16 protein-coding genes and 1 riboswitch are annotated in these 21594 nt (G+C 58.0%); of the genes, 13 read left to right on the top strand and 3 right to left on the bottom strand.

The genetic code is table 11. The features are described from left to right. Nucleotides 1–106: 106 nt before the first annotated feature. Nucleotides 107–1285, bottom strand: coding sequence for an MFS transporter (locus HFD95_RS21635; protein WP_022625401.1), 1179 nt, complete (start codon nucleotides 1283–1285; stop codon nucleotides 107–109). A gap of 253 nt (nucleotides 1286–1538) precedes the next feature. On the opposite strand from HFD95_RS21635, the gene sgrR reads away from it, so the two are divergent. The 4 genes from sgrR to thiQ all read left to right on the top strand — a co-directional run bounded on the left by sgrR (nucleotide 1539) and on the right by thiQ (nucleotide 6642). Beyond that, nucleotides 1539–3200, top strand: a complete 1662-nt coding sequence (gene sgrR / locus HFD95_RS21630; protein WP_167430702.1) for an HTH-type transcriptional regulator SgrR — start codon at nucleotides 1539–1541, stop codon at nucleotides 3198–3200. Between the two features lie 35 nt (nucleotides 3201–3235). Beyond that, nucleotides 3236–3338, top strand: a riboswitch (TPP riboswitch). A gap of 46 nt (nucleotides 3339–3384) precedes the next feature. After that, nucleotides 3385–4371: a thiamine ABC transporter substrate binding subunit gene (thiB, locus tag HFD95_RS21625; RefSeq protein WP_031594581.1), complete on the top strand. Its 987-nt coding sequence runs from the start codon at nucleotides 3385–3387 to the stop codon at nucleotides 4369–4371. After that, nucleotides 4347–5957: a thiamine/thiamine pyrophosphate ABC transporter permease ThiP gene (thiP, locus tag HFD95_RS21620; RefSeq protein WP_010253824.1), complete on the top strand. Its 1611-nt coding sequence runs from the start codon at nucleotides 4347–4349 to the stop codon at nucleotides 5955–5957. Before thiB ends, thiP begins: the two co-directional genes overlap by 25 nt. Further along, the gene (thiQ, locus tag HFD95_RS21615; RefSeq protein WP_031594583.1) at nucleotides 5941–6642 is read left to right on the top strand and encodes a thiamine ABC transporter ATP-binding protein ThiQ; all 702 of its coding nucleotides are present in this window, start codon (nucleotides 5941–5943) and stop codon (nucleotides 6640–6642) included. Before thiP ends, thiQ begins: the two co-directional genes overlap by 17 nt. Nucleotides 6643–6647: 5 nt before the next feature. Here the strand turns inward: thiQ and HFD95_RS21610 are convergent, their stop codons facing one another. Continuing rightward, nucleotides 6648–7412, bottom strand: a complete 765-nt coding sequence (locus HFD95_RS21610; RefSeq protein ID WP_010253821.1) for a DedA family protein — start codon at nucleotides 7410–7412, stop codon at nucleotides 6648–6650. A 168-nt stretch (nucleotides 7413–7580) separates the two neighbouring features. On the opposite strand from HFD95_RS21610, the gene polB reads away from it, so the two are divergent. The 3 genes from polB to rluA all read left to right on the top strand — a co-directional run bounded on the left by polB (nucleotide 7581) and on the right by rluA (nucleotide 13693). Beyond that, on the top strand, nucleotides 7581–9941 hold the full coding sequence (polB, locus tag HFD95_RS21605; protein WP_122959292.1) for a DNA polymerase II: 2361 nt from the start codon (nucleotides 7581–7583) through the stop codon (nucleotides 9939–9941). Between the two features lie 152 nt (nucleotides 9942–10093). Further along, a complete protein-coding gene (rapA, locus tag HFD95_RS21600) occupies nucleotides 10094–13000 on the top strand; it encodes an RNA polymerase-associated protein RapA (protein WP_010253817.1) in 2907 nt (968 codons plus the stop codon). A 39-nt stretch (nucleotides 13001–13039) separates the two neighbouring features. Beyond that, complete coding sequence (gene rluA / locus HFD95_RS21595; RefSeq protein ID WP_010253813.1) at nucleotides 13040–13693, top strand: bifunctional tRNA pseudouridine(32) synthase/23S rRNA pseudouridine(746) synthase RluA; 654 nt, start codon at nucleotides 13040–13042, stop codon at nucleotides 13691–13693. A gap of 63 nt (nucleotides 13694–13756) precedes the next feature. Here the strand turns inward: rluA and djlA are convergent, their stop codons facing one another. Continuing rightward, nucleotides 13757–14566, bottom strand: coding sequence for a co-chaperone DjlA (gene djlA, locus HFD95_RS21590; RefSeq protein ID WP_010253811.1), 810 nt, complete (start codon nucleotides 14564–14566; stop codon nucleotides 13757–13759). Nucleotides 14567–14748: 182 nt separating this feature from the next. Between djlA and lptD the strand changes: the two genes are divergently transcribed. From lptD to apaH, 6 genes are read left to right on the top strand one after another with little or no spacing between them, the layout of a single operon-like run. Further along, nucleotides 14749–17124: an LPS assembly protein LptD gene (lptD, locus tag HFD95_RS21585; RefSeq protein WP_010671814.1), complete on the top strand. Its 2376-nt coding sequence runs from the start codon at nucleotides 14749–14751 to the stop codon at nucleotides 17122–17124. Nucleotides 17125–17178: 54 nt separating this feature from the next. Then, nucleotides 17179–18474 (top strand): peptidylprolyl isomerase SurA, encoded by a 1296-nt coding sequence (gene surA, locus HFD95_RS21580; protein ID WP_010253800.1) that lies wholly within the window; start codon nucleotides 17179–17181, stop codon nucleotides 18472–18474. After that, complete coding sequence (gene pdxA / locus HFD95_RS21575) at nucleotides 18464–19456, top strand: 4-hydroxythreonine-4-phosphate dehydrogenase PdxA (RefSeq protein WP_167430701.1); 993 nt, start codon at nucleotides 18464–18466, stop codon at nucleotides 19454–19456. Before surA ends, pdxA begins: the two co-directional genes overlap by 11 nt. Beyond that, nucleotides 19449–20270, top strand: coding sequence for a 16S rRNA (adenine(1518)-N(6)/adenine(1519)-N(6))-dimethyltransferase RsmA (gene rsmA / locus HFD95_RS21570; protein WP_010671812.1), 822 nt, complete (start codon nucleotides 19449–19451; stop codon nucleotides 20268–20270). Before pdxA ends, rsmA begins: the two co-directional genes overlap by 8 nt. 3 nt (nucleotides 20271–20273) lie before the next feature. Continuing rightward, nucleotides 20274–20651, top strand: coding sequence for a Co2+/Mg2+ efflux protein ApaG (gene apaG, locus HFD95_RS21565; RefSeq protein WP_003854807.1), 378 nt, complete (start codon nucleotides 20274–20276; stop codon nucleotides 20649–20651). Nucleotides 20652–20704: 53 nt separating this feature from the next. After that, nucleotides 20705–21562, top strand: a complete 858-nt coding sequence (gene apaH / locus HFD95_RS21560) for a bis(5'-nucleosyl)-tetraphosphatase (symmetrical) ApaH (protein WP_010253765.1) — start codon at nucleotides 20705–20707, stop codon at nucleotides 21560–21562. Nucleotides 21563–21594: the final 32 nt, after the last annotated feature.

The raw sequence follows: 21594 nt of genomic DNA, 5'->3' as shown, positions 1-21594 counted from the left end.
GAACCGCGCAGCGGCGCGAGGACCGCCAGCCCCTGAGCGGCACCAGACTGCGTTATCACCTGTCGCTTAACTGACTGGCATTACGACATCGGGTCGCCCTTCTTCTTTATACGTCGCGCACCCGCGCCGACATCACCAGCGCCACAATAGCCAGCCCGAATGCCAGCCAGTAAACCGCCTCATGTCCCAGTCGCTCACTGAGCGTGCCCTGAATAACACCAGCCAGAATCATGCCGGTCGAGATCGAGTTGGTGAACATGGTGGTCGCTGCACCAGGCCGTCCTGGCATCAGATCCTGAAACCACAGCATCCCTATGCCAGCAATAATCCCGACAAACACCGCGTTAAACAGCTGCAACACCATCAGCGACGTGCGGGAATTGAATAGCACCAGCCCCAGATAAAACAGTACGCCAGCCGCCACCGCGATCAGCATTAACCGGCGCTTGCCGATACGCCGCGCGTAATGTCCGGCCAGCAGCATCACCGGGATCTCCAGCCCCGCAGCCGTCCCCATTAACAGACCGGCCAGCTTCTCGGGCAGGCCCAGCGTGGTGCTGATATAGAGCGGCATATCGATGATATACATAGTGTTGCAGGTCCACATCGCGACTGAGGCCAGGAACAGTAAACGCACATCCCGATCGCGCCAGCCACTTAGCGGCAGCCCGCCGCTTTGCATCAGGGGCTGCGAACGTGGTACCGACGGCACGGTGAACCAGATCAGCAGGATACAGATCAGAAACAGCGCGGCGGCCACCATAAATAGCGTCACAAAGCCGTAGTTCAGCGCCAGCGCGAAGGAGAGCGGCGGCCCAATCACCCACGCCAGCGACAGCTGTGCACGCATCACTGAACTGAACATCACCGCTTCACGCGCCGACTGATCGGCATATTCCCGCGCCAGCGCAAACAGCTGAGGCATTGAGACGCTGGCCAGCGCCGACAGCAGCACGCCCAGCGTCAGCAAGGTCAGATAGTGGCGGGTAAAAGCAAACAGCAGCGCATTGACCAGCGCCATCAGGCAGCAAAAGAGAATGATATGACGACGATCGCCGACGCTGTCAGAACGCTTTGCCACCAGCATGCTCACCACGATACCGGCCACCGCATTGATGGTGAAAAACAGTCCGACCCAGAAGGGCCGCGCCTGCACCTCGCGCGTCAGAAACAGGCTGAGCGTCGGCGCCTGCAGTGCGCCCGCGATGCCCAGCATGAACGAGGCGACCATAAAAGCGAGGTAAACCGGATTGATGCGGCGCTGCCGCGTTAACAGCGATTTCATACCGAAATCCCTTACAGAACAAACAGAGGGGAAAAAGAAGGGTAGACGATACCGCGCAACATGAAAAAAGCCAGCAGAGATCATCTGCTGGCGGTGTAAATGCACCCTACTCAGAAAAGCACTCCGCTGAACAGCGAAGTCAGGGTCGAACGCCATTCAGTGCTGAATGCCTCCCGCTCTTCCCATAACGTAAAGTTTGCTCTTAAAATAGGGCAAGAAAAACAGAGCGCTTTTCACCGGGAGTTCCTCTTTTATGTCCTCATCACGTCTGAAGCAGCAGTTCATTCGCCTGTGGCAGAGCTGTCAGGGGCAAACGCAGGAGATTACCCTTAGCGAACTGGCTGACCTGCTGCACTGCTCGCGCCGCCATATGCGCAATCTGCTCAACCGGATGCAGGCCGCGGGCTGGCTAATCTGGCAGGCGGAAGCCGGACGCGGCAAGCGTTCACAGCTTACCTTCTGCTATACCGGACTGGCTTTGCAGCAGCAACGTGCCGAGGATTTGCTGGAGCAGGATCGCATCGATCAGCTGGTCCAGCTGGTGGGCGATAAAAATCAGGTACGGCAGATGATCGCCGCGCATCTGGGCCGCAGTTTCCGTCAGGGCAAGCATATCCTGCGGGTGCTCTACTATCGTCCGCTGCTCAATCTGCTGCCCGGTTCGCCGCTGCGGCGCTCCGAAACCCACATTGCGCGACAGATTTTCAACGGCCTGACGCGGATAAATGAGGAAAACGGGGAAATCGAGCCCGATATTGCGCACCACTGGCAGCAGACTTCCCCGCTTCACTGGCGCTTTTTTCTGCGTCCGGCGATTCGCTTTCATCACGGCAGAGAACTGGAAATGGAGGATGTGCTGGCCACGCTTGAGCGTCAGCGCCCTCATCCGCTCTTTTCCCATATCGAGCAGATCGACTCGCCCGCGCCCTGGACGCTGGATATCCGCTTAAGCCAGCCCGATGAAGGGTTGCCCTGGCTGCTGGGCAGCGTCAGTGCGATGATCCTGCCGCGCGAATGGCCGACGCTGCACGATTTTGCCCGCCAGCCGGTTGGCACCGGTCCTTACCGGGTGATCCGCAATCAGGAGAGTCAGCTGAAGATCGAAGCGTTTGATGACTATTTTGGTTTTCGCGCCCTGATTGATGATGTCTCTATCTGGGTACTGCCCGACATCAGCGATGAGCTGGTTTATGCCGGTGTCCGCCTGCAGGGCGATGGAGCCGATGAGATTCAGGAGGAGAGCCGTCTTGAAGAGGGCTGCTACTATCTGCTGTTCGACCAGCGTTCAGAGCAGGGACGCAACGAGGCGGTCCGGCGATGGGTCAGCTACCTGTTTAATCCTATCGCCCTGCTCAATCACGCCGGTGTCGGCTACCAGCGCTACTGGTTTCCGGCGTATGGCCTGCTGCCGCGCTGGCATCACCGGCGCGACCTGACGCCAGTGGAAAAACCGCCCGGCTTAACCCACCTTACGCTGACCTGGTACAGCCAGCACGTGGAGCATGAAGGCATCGCTAACGCGCTGCGTCCGCTACTGGCAGAACATGGCGTCACGCTGGAGACCCGCGAGATCAGCTACGAAAGCTGGTATCAGGGCGAAGCGGAAAGTGATATCTGGCTTGGCAGCGTGAACTTTACCCTGCCGCTGACTTACTCTCTGTTTGCGCAGCTTTATGAGATCCCGTTGCTGCATCACTGTCTGCCGATCGACTGGCACAGCGATGCGGCCCGCTGGCGCGAGAAAACGCTGCCGCTGGCCGAATGGAGTAAACAGTTAGTCGAAGAAGCGGGTCTGCATCCGCTGTTTCACCACTGGCTGCTGCTTGAAGGTCAGCGCAGCATGCGCGGCGTTCGGATGAATACGCTGGGCTGGTTTGATTTTAAATCCGCCTGGTTCGCGCCACCCGCGCTGTGAGGCTTTCGCCCCGGCGCTGAAATGACTAGAATGTGACGTTCTCAACGGGGTGCCGCCTGCCACCAGCAAGCAGCTGAGAGATACCCGTCGAACCTGATTCGGTTAATACCGACGTAGGGATTTGGGAGGCCTCTGTGCTCAGATCCTTTGCGACTCATCCCCTATTCTCCTGAAGGAGCGCAAAGTGTTAAACAAAGTTCTGCCGGTGCTGCTGTTACTCTCCGCCCCCGTTCTGGCGGCTAAGCCAGTTCTCACGGTCTACACCTACGACTCCTTCTCCGCTGACTGGGGCCCTGGCCCGGCGGTTAAAAAAGCCTTCGAGGCGCAGTGCAACTGCGAACTGAAATTCGTCACGCTGGAAGATGGCGTGTCGCTGCTGAACCGCGTGCGCATGGAAGGGAAAAACAGCAAAGCCGATCTGGTACTGGGGCTGGATAACAATCTGGTACAGGCGGCGCAGAAAACCGGTCTGTTTGCCGAAAGTCAGGTCGATGCCTCGAAATTAAAACTGCCCGGCGGCTGGCACAACACCACCTTCGTGCCGTTTGATTATGGCTACTTCGCGTTTGTCTATGACAAAACCCGGCTGAAGAATCCGCCAAAAAGCCTGAAAGAGCTGGTCGACAGTCCGGAGAAGTGGCGGGTGATCTACGAAGATCCCCGTACCAGCACCCCCGGCTTAGGCCTGCTGTTGTGGATGCAGAAAGTCTATGGCGATCAGGCACCGCAGGCGTGGCAAAAGCTGGCACAGAAAACCGTGACGGTGACCAAAGGCTGGAGTGAAGCCTATGGCCTGTTCCTCAAGGGCGAAGGCGATCTGGTGCTGAGCTACACCACCTCACCGGCTTACCACATCATCGAAGAGAAAAAAGAGAACTATGCCGCCGCGCCGTTTGCAGAGGGCCACTATCTGCAGGTTGAAGTTGCCGCGCAGTTAGCCAGCAGCAAGCAGCCGGCGCTGGCACAGCAGTTTATGAAGTTTATGGTGTCACCCGACTTCCAGCGCACGATTCCCACCGGTAACTGGATGTACCCGGTAATCGACACGCCGCTGCCTGCCGGTTTTAGCGCGCTCACTGTGCCCGCCACCGCTCTGCAGTTCTCGCCGGAAGAGGTTGCCAGCCAGCGTTCAGGCTGGATCAGCCAGTGGCAACGCGCCGTCAGCCGCTGATGCCGCGCTGGCTTATCCCCGGTTCGCTCGCCACGCTGCTGTTAATCAGCGTGGCGCTGCTGGCCTTCGGTGCACTCTGGAGCGCCGCGCCAGAGAATGACTGGCGCAGCGTGCTGCAGGATGATTACCTGCATCACGTTATCGCCTTCTCTTTTGGTCAGGCGCTGCTCTCCGCGCTGTTGTCGCTGCTGCCAGCGGTGCCGCTGGCGCGCGCGCTCTATCGACGCCGTTTCCCTGGCCGTCAGCTGCTGCTGCGTCTGTGCGCCATGACCCTGGTGCTGCCGGTGCTGGTGGCGGTATTTGGTCTGCTCACCGTCTATGGTCGTGTCGGCTGGCTGGCGCAGCTGTGCCAGCTGGCAGGGATTGATTACCACTTCTCTCCCTACGGTCTGTCGGGCATTTTGCTGGCGCACGTCTTCTTTAACCTGCCGCTGGCGACCCGCCTGATGCTGCAGGCGCTGGAGAGCATTCCGGCGGAACAGCGTCAGCTGGCGGCACAGCTCGACCTGCGCGGCTGGCACCATTTTCGTCTGCTGGAGTGGCCATGGCTGCGGCGTCAGCTGCTGCCGACCGGCGCGCTGATCTTCATGCTCTGTTTCGCCAGCTTTGCTACCGTGCTCTCACTGGGCGGCGGCCCGCAGGCGACGACCATCGAGCTGGCGATTTTCCAGGCGCTGAGTTATGACTACGATCCGGGACGCGCAGCACTGCTGGCGCTGATCCAGCTTGGCTGCTGCGTGACGCTGGTACTGCTCAGCCAGCGCTTCAGCAAAGCGATTCCCGCCGGAACCAGCCAGCTCAACGGCTGGCGCGATCCGCAGGATTCGCGCGCGGCGCAGCTGGTTGATGCGCTGCTGATCCTGCTGGCGCTGATCCTGCTGCTGCCCCCGCTGGCGGCGGTTATCATCGATGGTCTGCACGGCGGACTGCGCGGCGCGCTGGCGCAGCCTGCACTCTGGCAGGCGACGTTTACCTCACTGCGCATCGCCACCGGCGCCGGTCTGCTCTGTGTGGTGCTGACCATGATGCTGCTGTGGAGCAGCCGCGAGCTGCGCCTGCGTCAGCGCCCGGCGGCGGCAACCCTTATCGACACCAGCGGCATGCTGATTCTGGCGATGCCAGGCATCGTGCTCGCCACCGGCTTTTTCCTGTTGTTTAACGCCACCATTGGCCTGCCGGCGTCGGCGGACGGGCTGGTGATCTTCACCAATGCGCTGATCGCCATTCCCTATGCGCTGAAAGTGCTGGAGAACCCGATGCGTGACGTCGCGGAGCGTTACGGCAGACTCTGTGATTCGCTGGATATCCACGGCTGGAACCGGCTGCGGCTGATTGAACTGCGGGCGCTGAAACGTCCGCTGGCCCAGGCGCTGGCCTTTGCCTGCGTGCTGTCGATCGGTGATTTTGGCGTGGTGGCGCTGTTTGGTACTGCCGATTTCCGCACCCTGCCGTTCTACCTTTATCAACAGATCGGTGCCTATCGCGGTGCTGACGGTGCAGTGACCGCGCTGCTGCTGCTGCTGCTCTGTTTGCTGCTGTTCACCCTGATGGAAAAATTACCAGGCCGCCATGCTGACACTGAATAACCTCACGTACCTTTATCAGCATCTGCCGATGCGCTTTAGTCTCAACGCCACCCGCGGCGAGCGCATCGCGATCCTCGGCCCCAGCGGGGCCGGTAAAAGCACCCTGCTGAGCCTGATTGCCGGTTTCCTGCCGGTGAAACAGGGCACCCTGATGATTGACGGCCAGGAGCACACCCACAGCGTGCCGGCCAGACGGCCCGTGTCGATGCTGTTTCAGGAGAACAACCTGTTTCCGCACCTCAGCGTGCAGCAGAACATGGCGCTGGGATTGCACCCCGGACTGAAGCTGAGCGCCGGGCAGCGCCAGCAGCTTGCAGCGCTGGCCGATCAGGTGGGATTAGGCGATCTGCTGACGCGGCTGCCGGGCGAGCTGTCAGGCGGACAGCGACAGCGCGTGGCGCTGGCACGCTGTCTGCTGCGTGACCGTCCGGTGCTGCTGCTGGATGAGCCTTTTTCTGCGCTGGATCCCGCGCTGCGTGGAGAGATGCTGCAACTGGTGCGTTCGGTGTGTGAAGCGCGCAGCATCACGCTGCTGATGGTGTCGCACAGTCTGGAAGATGCCCAGCAGATTGCGCCGCGCAGCGTGGTGATTGTGGATGGCCGGGTTTACTGGGATGGCGAGACCCGACAGTTACTGTCGGGCGACACGCGGGAGGCCGACGTGCTCGGCATCCCGCGTCGTTAAGCGATTCAGGCGAAGAAAACCTGCCACAGCAGATGACGGAAAATGGGCATCATCGGATGGAACTGAATACCGACGAAAGCCGCGACGGCAATCACCAGCCCCAGCGGCCCTGCCCAGCGCAGGCGCTCAGGCGGCAGCCAGGCCGATGCCCAGTCGCGACTCTTGCCGCTGCGCCACCAGCGCCAGCATAACCAGACACCCAGCCAGATCAGCAGTGCTGCGCCGAGTAACAGCCATTTAAAGCTGCCGCCCTGCGCGGCTTTGGGCACATCGATCGCCACACCCGCCAGAATACCGGGCAGCAGATAGAGCGGCGGCCAGAGAATGCAGCCGATAATATTTGGCGGCAGGAATTTACGCACCGGCAGCTCCAGCATACCGGCCGCCAGCGGGATCAGCGGACGCGTGGGGCCAACAAAGCGTCCGACCAGAATCGTAAACATGCTGTGCTGATGCAGGGCGTGCTCGGTTTTATCCAGCAGGCCTTTATACTTTTGCAGATACTTCCAGCGGTGCAGCGGCCCCTGAAATTTCCAGCCGATGCCGTAGGAAACCCAGTCACCAATCAGGCAGCCCGCAAAGCCCGCCGCCCAAGCCGGGTAAAGGCCAAGTTCGCCACTGCCGACCAGCGCGCCCAGACTGGCCATCATCACCGTACCTGGCAGCAACAGCCCGACCAGCGCCAGCGACTCCAGAAACGTCACCAGCGCAACGGCAAACAGCGCCCACTCCAGGGACTGCGTAATCAGTTGTTGAATCCAGGCTTCCATAATCATCCTAAGTAAAAGCAGAAGGCTGGATTGTCCTGAGCCAGCCACACAGCGTCAAGGCAAGAATTGTAGGACAATGTTGACAAAAGCGGGTGGCGGGAACTGTATAAATATCCATGTTATACTGAAGCGGTTTTCTCATCCTGAAATGCTGAGTCCGGAGAACATCTGAATATGCCCCGTGCAGGTTTTCTGCTCACCCGCCACTGGCGCGACAGCCCGCATGGCACCGAAATTATCCTCTGGCTCGCGACCGATGCGGGCGCGCAGCGCGTGGTGCTGCCGGTGCAGGAGTCCGTCGCGTTTATTCCTGAGGAATTTCAGGCGCAGGTCAGCGAATTACTGAAAGATGAACGTCAGTTTCGGATTCAGTCGCTGGCGCTGAAAGATTTTCGGCGTCGCCCGGTTTTCGGCCTCTACTGCCAGCAGAACCGCCAGCTACAGCGCATTGAAAAACGGCTGCGCGAAGAGGGTATTCCGGTCTATGAAGCCGATATCCGTCCGCCGGAGCGCTACCTGATGGAGCGTTTTATTACCGCGCCGGTCTGGTTTGACGGCGAGCAGCGCGGTGACAGCGTGGTCAATGCGCGGCTCAAACCCCATCCCGACTATCGCCCGCCGCTGAAATGGGTCTCGCTGGACATTGAAACCACACAGCATGGCGAGCTTTACTGCATCGGGCTGGAGGGATGCGGTCAGCGCCAGGTCTTTATGCTCGGCCCGGCCAACGGTGATGCCAGCACGCTGGATTTCGAGCTGATCTATCTCGACAGCCGGCCGCAGTTACTTGAAGCCCTGAACCAGTGGTTTGCAGAGCATGATCCGGATGTCTTAATTGGCTGGAACGTCGTGCAGTTTGACCTGCGGGTATTGCAAAAGCATGCCGATCGTTACGGCATTCCGCTGCGACTGGGACGCCAGCAGGCCGCGCTGGAGTGGCGTGAACATGGCTTCAAACCCGGCGTATTTTTCGCTCAGGCCAGTGGCCGGTTGATTATCGATGGCATTGACGCGCTGAAATCAGCGTTCTGGGATTTTCCCTCATTCAGCCTCGAGTCCGTGTCGCAGCAACTGCTGGGAGAAGGGAAAGCGATTGATAATCCCTGGCAGCGTATGGAGGAGATCAACTGGCGTTTTGCCAACGATAAACCGGCGCTGGCGCGCTACAACCTGAAAGACTGCGAGCTGGTGACGCGCATTTTTCACAAAACGGCGATTATGCCGTTTCTGCTGGAACGCGCGGCGGTCAATGGACTGGCGGTGGATCGCCACGGCGGTTCGGTAGCGGCCTTTGGTCATCTCTATATTCCGCGGATGCATCGCGCCGGGTTTGTCGCCCCGAACATGGGTGATGTAGCCCCGGAAGCCAGTCCTGGCGGTTATGTGATGGATTCGCGCCCCGGCCTGTATGACTCAGTGCTGGTGCTGGATTACAAAAGCCTCTACCCGTCGATTATCCGCACCTTCCTGATTGACCCGGTGGGTCTGGTGGAAGGGCTGGCCCATCCTGATGATGCCGATTCGATTGAAGGTTTCCGTGAAGCGCGTTTTTCGCGGCATACCCACTGCCTGCCTGCGATAGTTGAACAGATCTGGCTGGGTCGCGAAGCGGCGAAAAAGCAGAATAATCAGCCGCTGTCCCAGGCGCTGAAAATCATCATGAACGCCTTTTACGGCGTGCTGGGCACCAGCGCCTGCCGCTTCTTTGATCCGCGACTCGCCTCTTCTATTACGCTGCGCGGTCACGCCATCATGCAGCAGACCCGAACGCTGATTGAGGCGGAAGGCTACGACGTCATCTATGGCGACACCGACTCCACCTTTGTCTGGCTGAAGTCGGCGCACAGTGAAGAAGATGCCGCCGCGATTGGTCAGCAGCTGGTGCAGAAAGTGAACGCCTGGTGGCGCGACCATCTGCAGCAGACGCAGGGGCTGACCAGCACACTGGAACTGGAGTATGAAAATCACTTCTGCCGTTTTCTGATGCCCACCATTCGCGGCGCGGAACAGGGCAGCAAGAAACGTTACGCCGGACTGATTCGTGACGCCGCCGGTGAGCGCATGGTCTTTAAGGGGCTGGAGTCGGTGCGAACAGACTGGACGCCGCTGGCAAAAGCGTTCCAGCAGCAGCTCTATCACCGTATCTTCCACCGTCAGCCGTGGCAGGATTATATCCGTACAACCGTGGCGCAGCTGCTGGCGGGTGAACTCGACGATCAGCTGATCTACAAAAAGCGGCTGCGGCGTCCGCTGAAAGAATATGAACGAAACGTGCCCCCGCACGTGCGCGCCGCCAGGCTGGCCGATGAGCACAATCGTAAATTAAACCGGCCCTTGCAGTACCAGAATGGTGGCCGGATCCGTTATGTCATCGCCACCGCAGGCCCCGAGCCACTGGAGGCGCGCAGCACGCCGCTGGACTATGACCACTACGTGACGAGGCAACTTCAGCCGGTCGCAGAGGGGATTCTGCCTTTTGTCGAAGGGGACTTTGCTACACTTATTACCGGACAGCTGGGGCTTTTTTGACAGGTGACGAACGTCCTGCCATCCAGTACCATAGCGCCCTTCCTGAAACTCACCGCTCTTAAGTACGCTCCAGGCCTTGTTGTCTGGCGGTAACGCTATTGCCTGAGCTTTGGGAACACCTCTAAAAACGTTAAAATTCGAGCAAAAAATATATGGTTTTTACATTAGGTCAGCGCTGGATTAGTGATACGGAAAGTGAACTGGGACTGGGCACCGTGGTGGCGATCGATACCCGCATGATCACCCTGCTGTTTCCGGCCACGGGGGAAAACCGCCTCTACGCCCGCAACGATTCGCCAGTTACCCGCGTCATCTTTAATCCGGGTGATACCATCACCAGCCACGAAGGCTGGCAGATGCGCGTCGATGAAGTACGCAACGAAAATGACCTGATGACCTATATCGGTACCCGTCTGGATACCGAAGAGAGCGAAGTGATGCTGCGCGAAGTCATGCTCGACAGCAAGCTGGTGTTCAGTAAGCCGCAGGATCGCCTGTTTGCCGGCCAGCTCGACCGGATGGATCGTTTTGCCCTGCGCTTCCGCGCCCGTAAATACCAGAGTGAGCAATATCGCCTGCCAATCAGCGGCTTACGCGGCATGCGCACCAACCTGATCCCTCACCAGCTGCATATCGCCCACGATGTCGGCCGCCGCCATGCGCCGCGCGTCCTGCTGGCCGATGAAGTTGGCCTGGGTAAAACTATTGAAGCCGGGATGATCATCCAGCAACAGCTGCTGGCTGGCCGCGCCGATCGCGTCCTGATCGTGGTGCCTGAAACTTTACAGCACCAGTGGCTGGTCGAGATGCTGCGCCGCTTTAACCTGCGCTTTGCGCTGTTTGATGACGACCGCTATACCGAAGCGCAGCACGACAGCGATAACCCGTTTGAAACAGAGCAGCTGATTATCTGCTCACTGGACTTCGTGCGCCGTAACAAGCAGCGTCTTGAGATGCTGGCCGATGCCGAATGGGATCTGCTGGTGGTCGATGAAGCGCACCATCTGGCCTGGTCAGAAGGCGAGCCCAGCCGTGAATATCAGGTTATCGAACAGCTGGCTGAGAAAACCGCCGGGGTTCTGCTGCTGACCGCAACGCCTGAGCAGCTGGGCATGGAGAGTCACTTCGCCCGTCTGCGCCTGCTCGACCCTAATCGTTTCCATGACTTTGCCGCCTTTGTTGAAGAGCAGCAGCATTTCCGTCCGATTGCCGATGCCGTCACGGCTCTGCTGGCCGATAAAGCGATCTCCCAGGAGGAGATGAACCGGATCAACGATCTGGTCGGCGAGCAGGATATTGAGCCACTGCTGCAGGTCGCCAACAGCGACCGTGACGGCAAGCTGGAGGCGCGTCAGGAGCTGATCTCCATGCTGATGGACCGCCACGGCACCAGCCGCGTGCTGTTCCGTAACACCCGTAACGGGGTTAAAGGCTTCCCGAAACGCGAACTGCACCAGATCCGCCTGCCGCTGCCTGCGCAGTATCAGACGGCGATTAAAGTCTCCGGCATTATGGGCGCGCGCAAAAGTGCAGAAGAGCGGGCGCGTGACCTGCTCTATCCGGAGCAGATTTATCAGGAATTTGAAGGCGACAGCGGCACCTGGTGGAACTTCGATCCGCGCGTGGAATGGCTGATGGGCTATCTCACCACCAACCGCAAAGAGAAAGTGCTGGTGATCTGCGCCAAAGCGGCCACCGCGCTGCAGCTGGAGCAGGTACTGCGTGAACGCGAAGGTATCCGCGCAGCGGTGTTCCACGAAGGTCTGTCGATCATTGAACGTGACCGTGCTGCCGCCTGGTTCGCCTCAGAAGAGAATGGCGCGCAGGTGCTGTTGTGCTCCGAGATCGGTTCTGAAGGCCGTAACTTCCAGTTTGCCAGCCGTCTGGTGATGTTCGACCTGCCGTTTAACCCGGACCTGCTGGAGCAGCGTATCGGTCGTCTGGATCGTATTGGCCAGGCGCACGACATCCAGATTCTGGTGCCGTGGCTGGAGCAGACCGCACAGGCGGTGCTGCTGCGCTGGTATCACGAAGGGCTGGACGCGTTTGAACATACCTGCCCGACCGGCCGGACAATCTATGACAGCGTCCATTCGCAACTGATCGGCTATCTGGCCGCGCCGGAAAACAGCGAAGGTTTTGATGCGTTTATCACCGACTGCCGTAAACAGCATGACGCGCTGAAACTGCAGCTGGAACAGGGTCGCGATCGCCTGCTGGAGCTGAACTCCAACGGCGGCGAATCGGCTCAGCTACTGGCCAATGCCATCAGCGAGCAGGATAACGACACCGGTCTGGTGAACTTCGCGCTTAACCTGTTTGATATCGTTGGTATCAATCAGGAAGATCGCAGCGATAACCTGATTGTGCTGACCCCTTCCGACCACATGCTGGTGCCCGATTTCCCTGGCCTGCCGGAAGATGGCTGCACCATCACCTTCAACCGCGATCAGGCGCTGTCGCGCGAAGATACCCAGTTCATTACCTGGGAACATCCGCTGATCCGCAACGGTCTGGATCTGATTCTGTCGGGCGATACCGGCAGCAGCGCACTGTCACTGCTGAAGAACAAGGCGCTGCCGGTGGGGACGCTGCTGGTCGAGCTGATCTATGTGGTTGAAGCGCAGGCACCGAAGCATCTGCAACTGACCCGGTTCCTGCCGCCAACGCCAATCCGTCTGCTGATGGATACCAAAGGCACTAACCTGGCGGACAAAGTAGAGTTCGAAAGCTTTAACCGTCAGCTGAATGCGGTTAACCGTCATACCGCCAGTAAACTGGTGAATGCGGTGCAGCAGGATGTGCATGCGATTCTGACCCAGGGCGAAGAGAGCGTGGTCAGCGAAGCGCGTGCGGTGATTGATGCAGCGCGTGCCGAAGCGAACGAGAAGCTGGGCGCAGAACTCTCCCGTCTCAACGCGCTGAAAGCGGTCAACCCGAACATCCGTGACGATGAAGTCGAGGCGCTGGAAAGCAACCGTGAACAGGTGCTGGAAAGTCTCGATCAGGCCAACTGGCGTCTCGACGCGCTGCGCCTGATTGTGGTGACACACCAGTAAGCTCAGGGGCCGCATGGCCCCTTATTTTTGGAAAGCCCCATGGAACCTTACAATCCACCGCGTGAACCCTGGCTGCACATCCTTTATCAGGATGCGCACATCATGGTGGTGAACAAACCCAGCGGTCTGCTCTCGGTACCCGGTCGGCTGGACGAACATAAAGATAGCGTGATGACGCGGGTTCAGCGTGATTTCCCGCAGGCTGAATCTGTCCACCGACTGGATATGGCGACCAGCGGCGTAATGGTCGTGGCGCTGACTAAGGCTGCTGAGCGCGAGCTGAAACGACAGTTCCGTGAGCGGGAGCCTTCCAAGACTTACGTGGCCTGCATCTGGGGTCATCCGGCGAAGGAAGAGGGATTGGTTGACCTGCCGCTGATTTGCGACTGGCCAAATCGTCCGAAGCAGATGGTCTGCTTCGAGACCGGCAAAGCCGCGCAGACGGAATATCAGGTGCTGGAATATCGTGCGGATAACAGTGCGCGTGTTTCGCTGAAACCGATTACCGGCCGCTCACACCAGCTGCGGGTGCATATGCTGGCGCTGGGCCATCCGATTCTGGGGGATAACTTCTATGCGCATCCGGAGGCCAAAGCGATGGCGCCCCGTTTACTGCTGCATGCGGAGTCACTGACCATTACCCATCCGGCATTTGGTAATGCCATGACGTTTCGTCAGCCCGCCGATTTTTAAGGTTTACTGCTCGCCTGTCGCCGTGGCCTCTTCTGTTGCAGAAGAGGCCACGGAACAGGGTATTTACTTAAAGCCTTTCTCTTTGCGAATCAGATCGTACGCCGCCTGAATTTCCTGCGCTTTCTGCTTCGCCATCTCCATCATCTCTGGTGGTAACCCTTTCGCTACCAGCTTGTCAGGATGATGTTCGCTCATGAGTTTGCGGTAGGCGCGTTTGATGGTGGTGGCGTCATCGCTACTCTTCACACCCAGCACGCTACAGGCATCTTCCAGCGTTGGCCCGCGTTGCGCCTGCTGAAAACCGCCTGAACTGCGCTGACCACCGCCAAACTGCTGGCCACCTTCCATCATGCGCAGGAACTGATCGAACTGACCGCGCGAAATGCCCAACTCTTCGGCAATCACATAGAGCACCTGTCGCTCATTGGGATGCAGTGAACCGTCGGCAAAGGCGGCCTGAATCTGGATCTCCAGGAACATCCGAATCAGATCAAACCGGCCAAAACAGGCGCTGCGCAGTTCACGCAGTTTGCTGCGTAACGGATAATCCGCCTGCTTGCCTTCGCGGAACGCGCGCTGGGCAGCCGTGCGAGAGTCACCGTGCAGCTGCATCCGCTCCATTAACAGCGAAGCAATCTGAATATCCGCTTCCGTGACGCGCCCTTTTGACTTGGTCAGATGGCCCATCACCTGAAAGGTGGTGCTGAAAAACAGCGTCTGTCGGGTCTGATTATTTGAGAAGTAAGCCTTGCCTTGCGCGCCGCGTACTTTGTCAATCATATGGCCAATGATCAAACCGATCACAATACCCCAAAAGCCTGCGCCGGAAAGTAATCCCACCGCCAGACCCACAACTTTTCCCCAGTAGCGCATAAACTCCTCAATTCGCCATGCTTGCGGCTGAAAATTGCATTATCATACCTGTCATTTATCTCAGCGCCTAACGGCAACGCTGACTGACCAGGATTAACACTGGCGCAACGCCGGGCAGTAAGTTAGTCTCTGACCCGATTGTCGGCATGATGCCAGTTTTCATGGAATTCTCGATACCGCGTATGAAAAAACATATACCTACCCTGCTGGCCACACTGATCGGCGCAGCCATTAGCCAGCAAGCCTTTGCCGACGATTTGATGTCGCAGTGTATGTTAGGCGTGCCGAGTTATAACCGCCCGCTGGTGAATGGCGATACGAATCAGATGCCCGTCACCATTCACTCCGACGCCGCCAAAGGGAACTATCCCAATGATGCGGTATTCACCGGTAATGTGAATATTGAGCAGGGCAACAGCCGTATGCAGGCGGATGAAGTCCAGCTTCATCAGCGTCAGCAGGAAGGCCAGACCGCGCCCGTACGTACCGTCGATGCGCTGGGTAATGTGCACTACGATGACAATCAGGTCATCCTGAAAGGTCCGAAAGCCTGGTCAAACCTCAACAGCAAAGATACCAACGTCTGGAATGGTCAGTACCAGATGGTAGATCGTCAGGGACGCGGCGTCGCAGATCAGATGAAGCTGCGCGGCGATAACCGCTACACCATTCTGGAAAACGGTACCTTTACCTCCTGTCTGCCCGGCTCCAACAGCTGGAGCGTGGTGGGTTCAGAGGTCATCCAGGATCGCGAAGAGGAAGTGGCGGAGATTTGGAACGCCCGCTTTAAGATCGGATCCGTTCCGGTGTTCTACAGCCCCTATCTGCAGTTACCGATTGGCGATCGTCGCCGCTCCGGTTTCCTGATCCCGAATGCAAAATATGGCAGCAACAACGGCTTTGAGTTCACACTGCCCTATTACTGGAACATCGCGCCGCAGGCCGATGCGACCATCACGCCGCACTACATGAGTAAGCGCGGCATGCAGTTTGAAAACGAATTCCGTTATCTGACCACGCTGGGTGCAGGTCTGGTTGAATTCGACTACCTCGGCTCGGACAAACAGTACGATAACGACAAAGCGGTGCGTGGCATCGCCGAAAATGACAGCTCCGATCGCTGGCTGTTCTACTGGCGTCATGCCGGTGTCTATGACCAGAACTGGCGTTTCAACGCGGACTACACCAAGGTCAGCGATAAGTACTACTTCAACGATCTCGACTCGAAGTACTACAGCTCGACCGACAACTACGCCACGCAGAAATTCAGCATCGGCTATGCGGACACCAACTGGGACGCCACGCTCTCCACCAAAGATTTCCAGGTGTTCGGCGATACCACCAGCAATAACGTCTACCGCGCCATGCCGCAGCTGGACGTCAATCTCTATCAGAACGATATCGGCCCGTTTGATGGCCGGGTTTATGCCCAGGCGGTGAAGTTCACCAACGTCAGCAGCCGCTATCCCGAAGCGACCCGTTTACATGTTGAGCCAACGCTGAACCTGCCGCTGTCAAACGGCTGGGCCAGCCTGGATACCGAAGCGAAGTTCCTGGCGACCCACTATCAACAGACTGACGTTGATTTCTATAACAACGCTGCCAATGGTCTCAGGGGTGATAAGAGCGGCGAACTGGATGAGTCTGTCAACCGCACCCTGCCGCAATTTAAAGTTGATGGTCGTCTGGTGTTTGACCGCGATATGAACTCGGCGGTGGGTTATACCCAGACGCTGGAACCGCGCGTGCAGTACCTTTATATCCCGTATCGTAATCAGAGCAATATCTATCCGTACGACTCAACGTTGCTGCAAACCGACTACACCGGTCTGTTCCGCGATCGTACTTATAGCGGCCTGGATCGCATCGCTTCCGCCAATGAAGTGGCTACCGGCGTCACCTCGCGTATTTATGATAACGATCTGGTTGAACGTTTTAACGTTTCTGTAGGTCAAATCTACTCGTTTACCCCTTCTCGTACTGGTGTGAATCAAACCAGTAAAGAAGATGATACCGGCAGCCTGATCTGGGCTGGCGATACATACTGGAAAATCAGCGATCGCTGGGGCGTCCGTGGTGGGCTGCAATATGACACCAAACTCGACAACGTCTCCCAGGGCAATACCGTACTGGAATACCGTCGTGATGCCGACCGCATGGTGCAGCTGAGCTACCGTTACAGCAGCCCGGAGTATGTTGCGACCGCGCTGAACGATAGCAGCCTGGTCACAAATCCTATCTACAAAAATGGGATTTCACAGGTAGGTACTACGGCCAGCTGGCCGATTGCCGACGCATGGTCTGTGGTAGGCGCTTACTACTACGATACCCGCAACACGCGTCCGGCTTCACAACTGGTTGGCCTGCAATACAGCTCATGCTGTTACGCTATCCGGGTCGGTTACGAACGCAAAATTAACGGTTGGGAAAACAACGACAGTAAGTACGACAACCAAATCTCATTCAACATTGAGCTGCGTGGTCTGAGTCCGAACTATGGCTTAGGCACCAACGATATGCTGCGTCAGGGCATTATCCCTTACCAGCCTGCTTTCTGATGTTGTGATGTTTGACAGGCAATCCCGCAGTGCGGAACCAACAATGGATAAAGTATGAAGAACTGGAGAATGCTGATTCTTGGTGTGGCAATCAGTGCCAACACCGCGTTCGCAGCACCACAAGTCGTTGATAAAGTTGCAGCCGTGGTCAATAACGGCGTGGTTCTTGAGAGTGACGTGGATGGCATGATGAGCACCGTTAAATCTCAGGCCCAGCAGGCTGGTCAGCAGTTGCCGGATGATAAAACGTTGCGCCATCAGATTCTGGAACGTCAGATCATGGACAACATCATTCTGCAGATGGGTGATAAAGCGGGAATTCAGATCAGCGACGAGCAGCTGGACCAGGCTATTCAGAACATCGCTGCGCAGAACAAGATGAGCCTTGATCAGCTGCGTAGCCGTCTGGCTTATGACGGCATGAACTACAGCGTGTATCGTTCTCAGATCCGCAAAGAGATGACTATCGCCGAAGTGCGCAACAACGAAGTGCGTCGTCGTGTCACGATTCTGCCGCAGGAAGTGGATACGCTTGCTACCCAGATCGGCTCTCAGAACAGCCAGGGTACTGAACTGAACGTCAGTCATATTCTGCTGCCGCTGCCGGAAAACCCGACGCAACAGCAGGTTGATGAGCAGGAAACGCTGGCGAAACAGCTGGTTGGCGAACTGAAAAATGGCGCTGACTTTGGCAAGATGGCCGTGACCTACTCTGCCGACTCCCAGGCGCTGAAAGGCGGCAACATGGGCTGGGGTAAAATCGAAGAGTTACCGACCCTGTTTGCTCAGGCACTCTCAAGCGCCAAAAAAGGCGATATCGTCGGGCCGGTGCGCTCTGGTGTGGGCTTCCACATCCTGAAAGTGAACGACCTGCGTGGCGAGAGCAAAAATGTCTCGGTCACCGAAGTCCATTCGCGTCACATTCTGCTGAAGCCATCGCCGATCCTGACAGACGATCAGGCACGCGCACAGCTGGAGCAGATTGCTAACGATATCCGCAGTGGCAAAACCACCTTTGCGGCGGCGGCTAAACAGTACTCTGACGATCCGGGTTCGGCGAACCAGGGCGGCGACCTCGGCTGGACCTCTCCGGAAGTCTTTGACCCGGCGTTCCGTGACGCGCTGCTGCGCCTGCAGAAAGGCCAGACCAGCCAGCCGGTTCACTCCTCTTTCGGCTGGCATCTGATTCAGTTGCTGGATACCCGTCAGGTGGATAAAACCGATGCGGCCCAGAAAGAGCGTGCTTACCGTATGCTGTTTAACCGTAAGTTCGCGGAAGAAGCGCAGACCTGGATGCAGGAACAACGTGCCAGTGCCTACGTGAAGATTCTGGATGGCAATGCGCAGTAATGCCCGTGTGGTGATCACGACCGGCGAACCTGCCGGGATTGGTCCCGATCTTACCGTTCAGCTGGCCCAGCAGTCGTGGCCGGTTGAACTGGTGGTCTGCGCCTCGCCTGCCCTGTTGCAGCAGCGTGCGGCGCAACTCGGTCTGCCGCTGACCCTGCGGCCCTACCAGCCTGATGTGGCAGCCGAGCCACAGCAGGCGGGTACACTGACTATCCTGCCAATTGAAACGGCAGCGCCGGTCACACCCGGCGAGCTCTGCGTCGCCAACAGCGACTATGTGCTGGCCACGCTGACGCGCGCCTGCGACGGTTGTCTTGACGGTGAATTCGCTGCCCTGATTACCGGCCCGGTGCATAAAGGCGTGATTAACGATGCCGGCATCGCCTTTACCGGTCATACCGAATTCTTCGCCGATCGTGCAGGCGGCCATCGGGTGGTCATGATGCTGGCGACAGAAGAGCTACGAGTCGCACTGGCCACCACCCATCTGCCGCTGAAAGATGTGCCCGCTGCGGTAACCCGTGAATGTCTGCATGAAGTGATTACGATTCTGCATCGTGATCTGCAGCAGAAGTTTGCGATTGCCGAGCCGCATATTTACGTCTGTGGTCTTAACCCTCATGCCGGCGAAAGTGGTCACATGGGTCGGGAAGAGATCGAGACCATCACGCCGGCACTCAATGAACTGCGTAAGCAGGGCATTAATCTGACCGGCCCGCTGCCTGCGGATACCCTTTTCCAGCCCAAATATCTGCAATACGCCGATGCGGTGCTGGCGATGTATCACGACCAGGGCCTGCCGGTACTCAAATTTCAGGGGTTTGGCCGGGCGGTAAATATCACCCTGGGCCTGCCCTTTATCCGGACTTCAGTTGACCACGGCACCGCGCTTGAACTCGCTGGCCTGGGTCAGGCTGAGCCGGGCAGCTTCATCACGGCGCTTAACCTCGCCATCACTATGATCAAGAGCAGTAATGAATAATCGCGTCCATCAGGGGCACTACGCCCGTAAACGTTTCGGGCAGAACTTCCTGAACGATCAGTACATTATCGACAGCATTGTCTCTGCCATCCATCCTCAGCGCGACGAAGCGCTGGTGGAGATCGGCCCAGGCCTGGGTGCCTTAACCGAGCCAGTAGGCGAACGCCTCGATAAATTAACGGTGATAGAGCTGGACCGCGATCTCGCTGCGCGTCTGGAAACGCATCCGTTCCTTGGCCCGAAACTGACTATCTTCCAGCAGGATGCCATGACATTCGACTTCGCCGCGCTGGCGCAGGAGAGAGGCCAGCCGCTGCGGGTATTCGGTAACCTGCCGTACAATATTTCGACCCCGCTGATGTTCCACCTTTTCAGCTATACTGGTTCGATCAAAGATATGCACTTCATGCTGCAGAAAGAGGTGGTTAATCGTCTGGTTGCCGGTCCGGGTAACAAGACCTACGGTCGTCTGACGGTGATGGCGCAGTACTACTGCCAGATCATTCCGGTGCTGGAAGTGCCTCCGCACTCTTTCACGCCACCACCGAAAGTGGACTCTGCCGTGGTGCGTCTGGTGCCGTATGCCGAGCCGCCGTATCCGGTCAGCGATGTGCGTATCCTGAGCCGTATTACCACTGAAGCGTTCGGCCAGCGTCGTAAAACGCTGCGCAACAGCCTGAGCCAAATGGTGGCCGCCGGTGCGCTGGAAGAGTTATCCATAGATCCAACCCTGCGTGCCGAGAACGTCTCGGTGGCGCAATATTGTCAGCTGGCGAACTGGCTGGCGAATCATCAGGGAAAATCGCAGGAGTAAGTCATGAGTGAAACGGCCCGCGTCTCCGTCCATGTGCAAAGCCAGTACGTCGCCTCACAATCCTCACCGGATGATGATCGCTACGTCTTCGCCTATACCATTACGATACGCAATCTGGGCCGTTCCTCAGTGCAACTGCTGGGACGCTACTGGTTGATTACCAACGGTAACGGCCGCGAAACGGAAGTTCAGGGTGAAGGCGTGGTCGGTGAACAGCCGCTTATCGCGCCAGGCAATGAATTTCAGTACACCAGCGGTGCCGTGATCGAAACACCGATGGGCACCATGCAGGGGCACTATGTGATGGTCGACGAACAGGGCGACACCTTTCACGTAGAGATCCCGGTGTTCCGCCTCGCCATTCAGACCCACATTCATTGATTCACACGCTTTTTGCCCGTTAAGTCGGGCACCTTCCTGATGGATAAAACGTTATGAGCACATACCTGATTGGCGACGTTCACGGTTGCTACGATGAATTACGTGCATTGCTGCAACAGGTCGACTTCAATCCTGAGCAGGATACCCTTTGGCTGACCGGCGACTTAGTGGCGCGCGGTCCTGGCTCACTGGAAGTATTACGCTACGTAAAATCGCTGGGCGATGCGGTGCGTCTGGTGCTGGGCAATCACGATTTGCATCTGCTGGCGGTCTACGCCGGCATCAGCCGTAACAAGCCTAAAGATCGCCTGACCCCGTTGCTGGAAGCGGATGATGCGGATGAGCTGATCAACTGGCTGCGTCGTCAGCCGCTGTTACAGGTTGATGAAGAGAAAAAGCTAGTGATGGGACACGCCGGTATCACGCCGCAATGGGATATTGAGACCGCGAAAAAGTGCGCGCGTGAAGTCGAAGCGGTTCTCGCCAGCGACAGTTATCCGCTGTTCCTGGATGCCATGTATGGCGACATGCCGAACAACTGGAGTGAAGATCTGACCGGCCTGGCGCGTCTGCGCTTCAGCACCAACGCTCTCACCCGCATGCGCTACTGCTTCCCTAACGGCCAGCTGGACATGATCTGCAAAGATGCCCCGGAATCGGCGCTTCCGCCGCTGAAACCCTGGTTTAACATTGAGGGGCCGGTCGCACGTGACTACACCATCGTCTTTGGTCACTGGGCCTCGCTGGAAGGCAAAGGCACGCCAGAGGGCATTATCGGGCTGGATACCGGCTGCTGCTGGGGCGGAACGCTGACCCTGTTGCACTGGGAGACGCAGCGCTATGTGGTGCAGCCCTCTAATCGCGAAAAAGCACTGGCCTCCAGCGACAGTCTGGCACCGCCCACGCTATAACGGCGATGCTGGCCATCAGGCCAGCATCCTGT

The organism is Pantoea sp. EKM10T (assembly GCF_011800685.1).
Taxonomy (GTDB): Bacteria; Pseudomonadota; Gammaproteobacteria; order Enterobacterales; family Enterobacteriaceae; genus Pantoea; species Pantoea agglomerans.
Note: the sequence above shows the minus strand (reverse complement) of the source record. Positions and strands in the feature narration are given on the sequence as shown.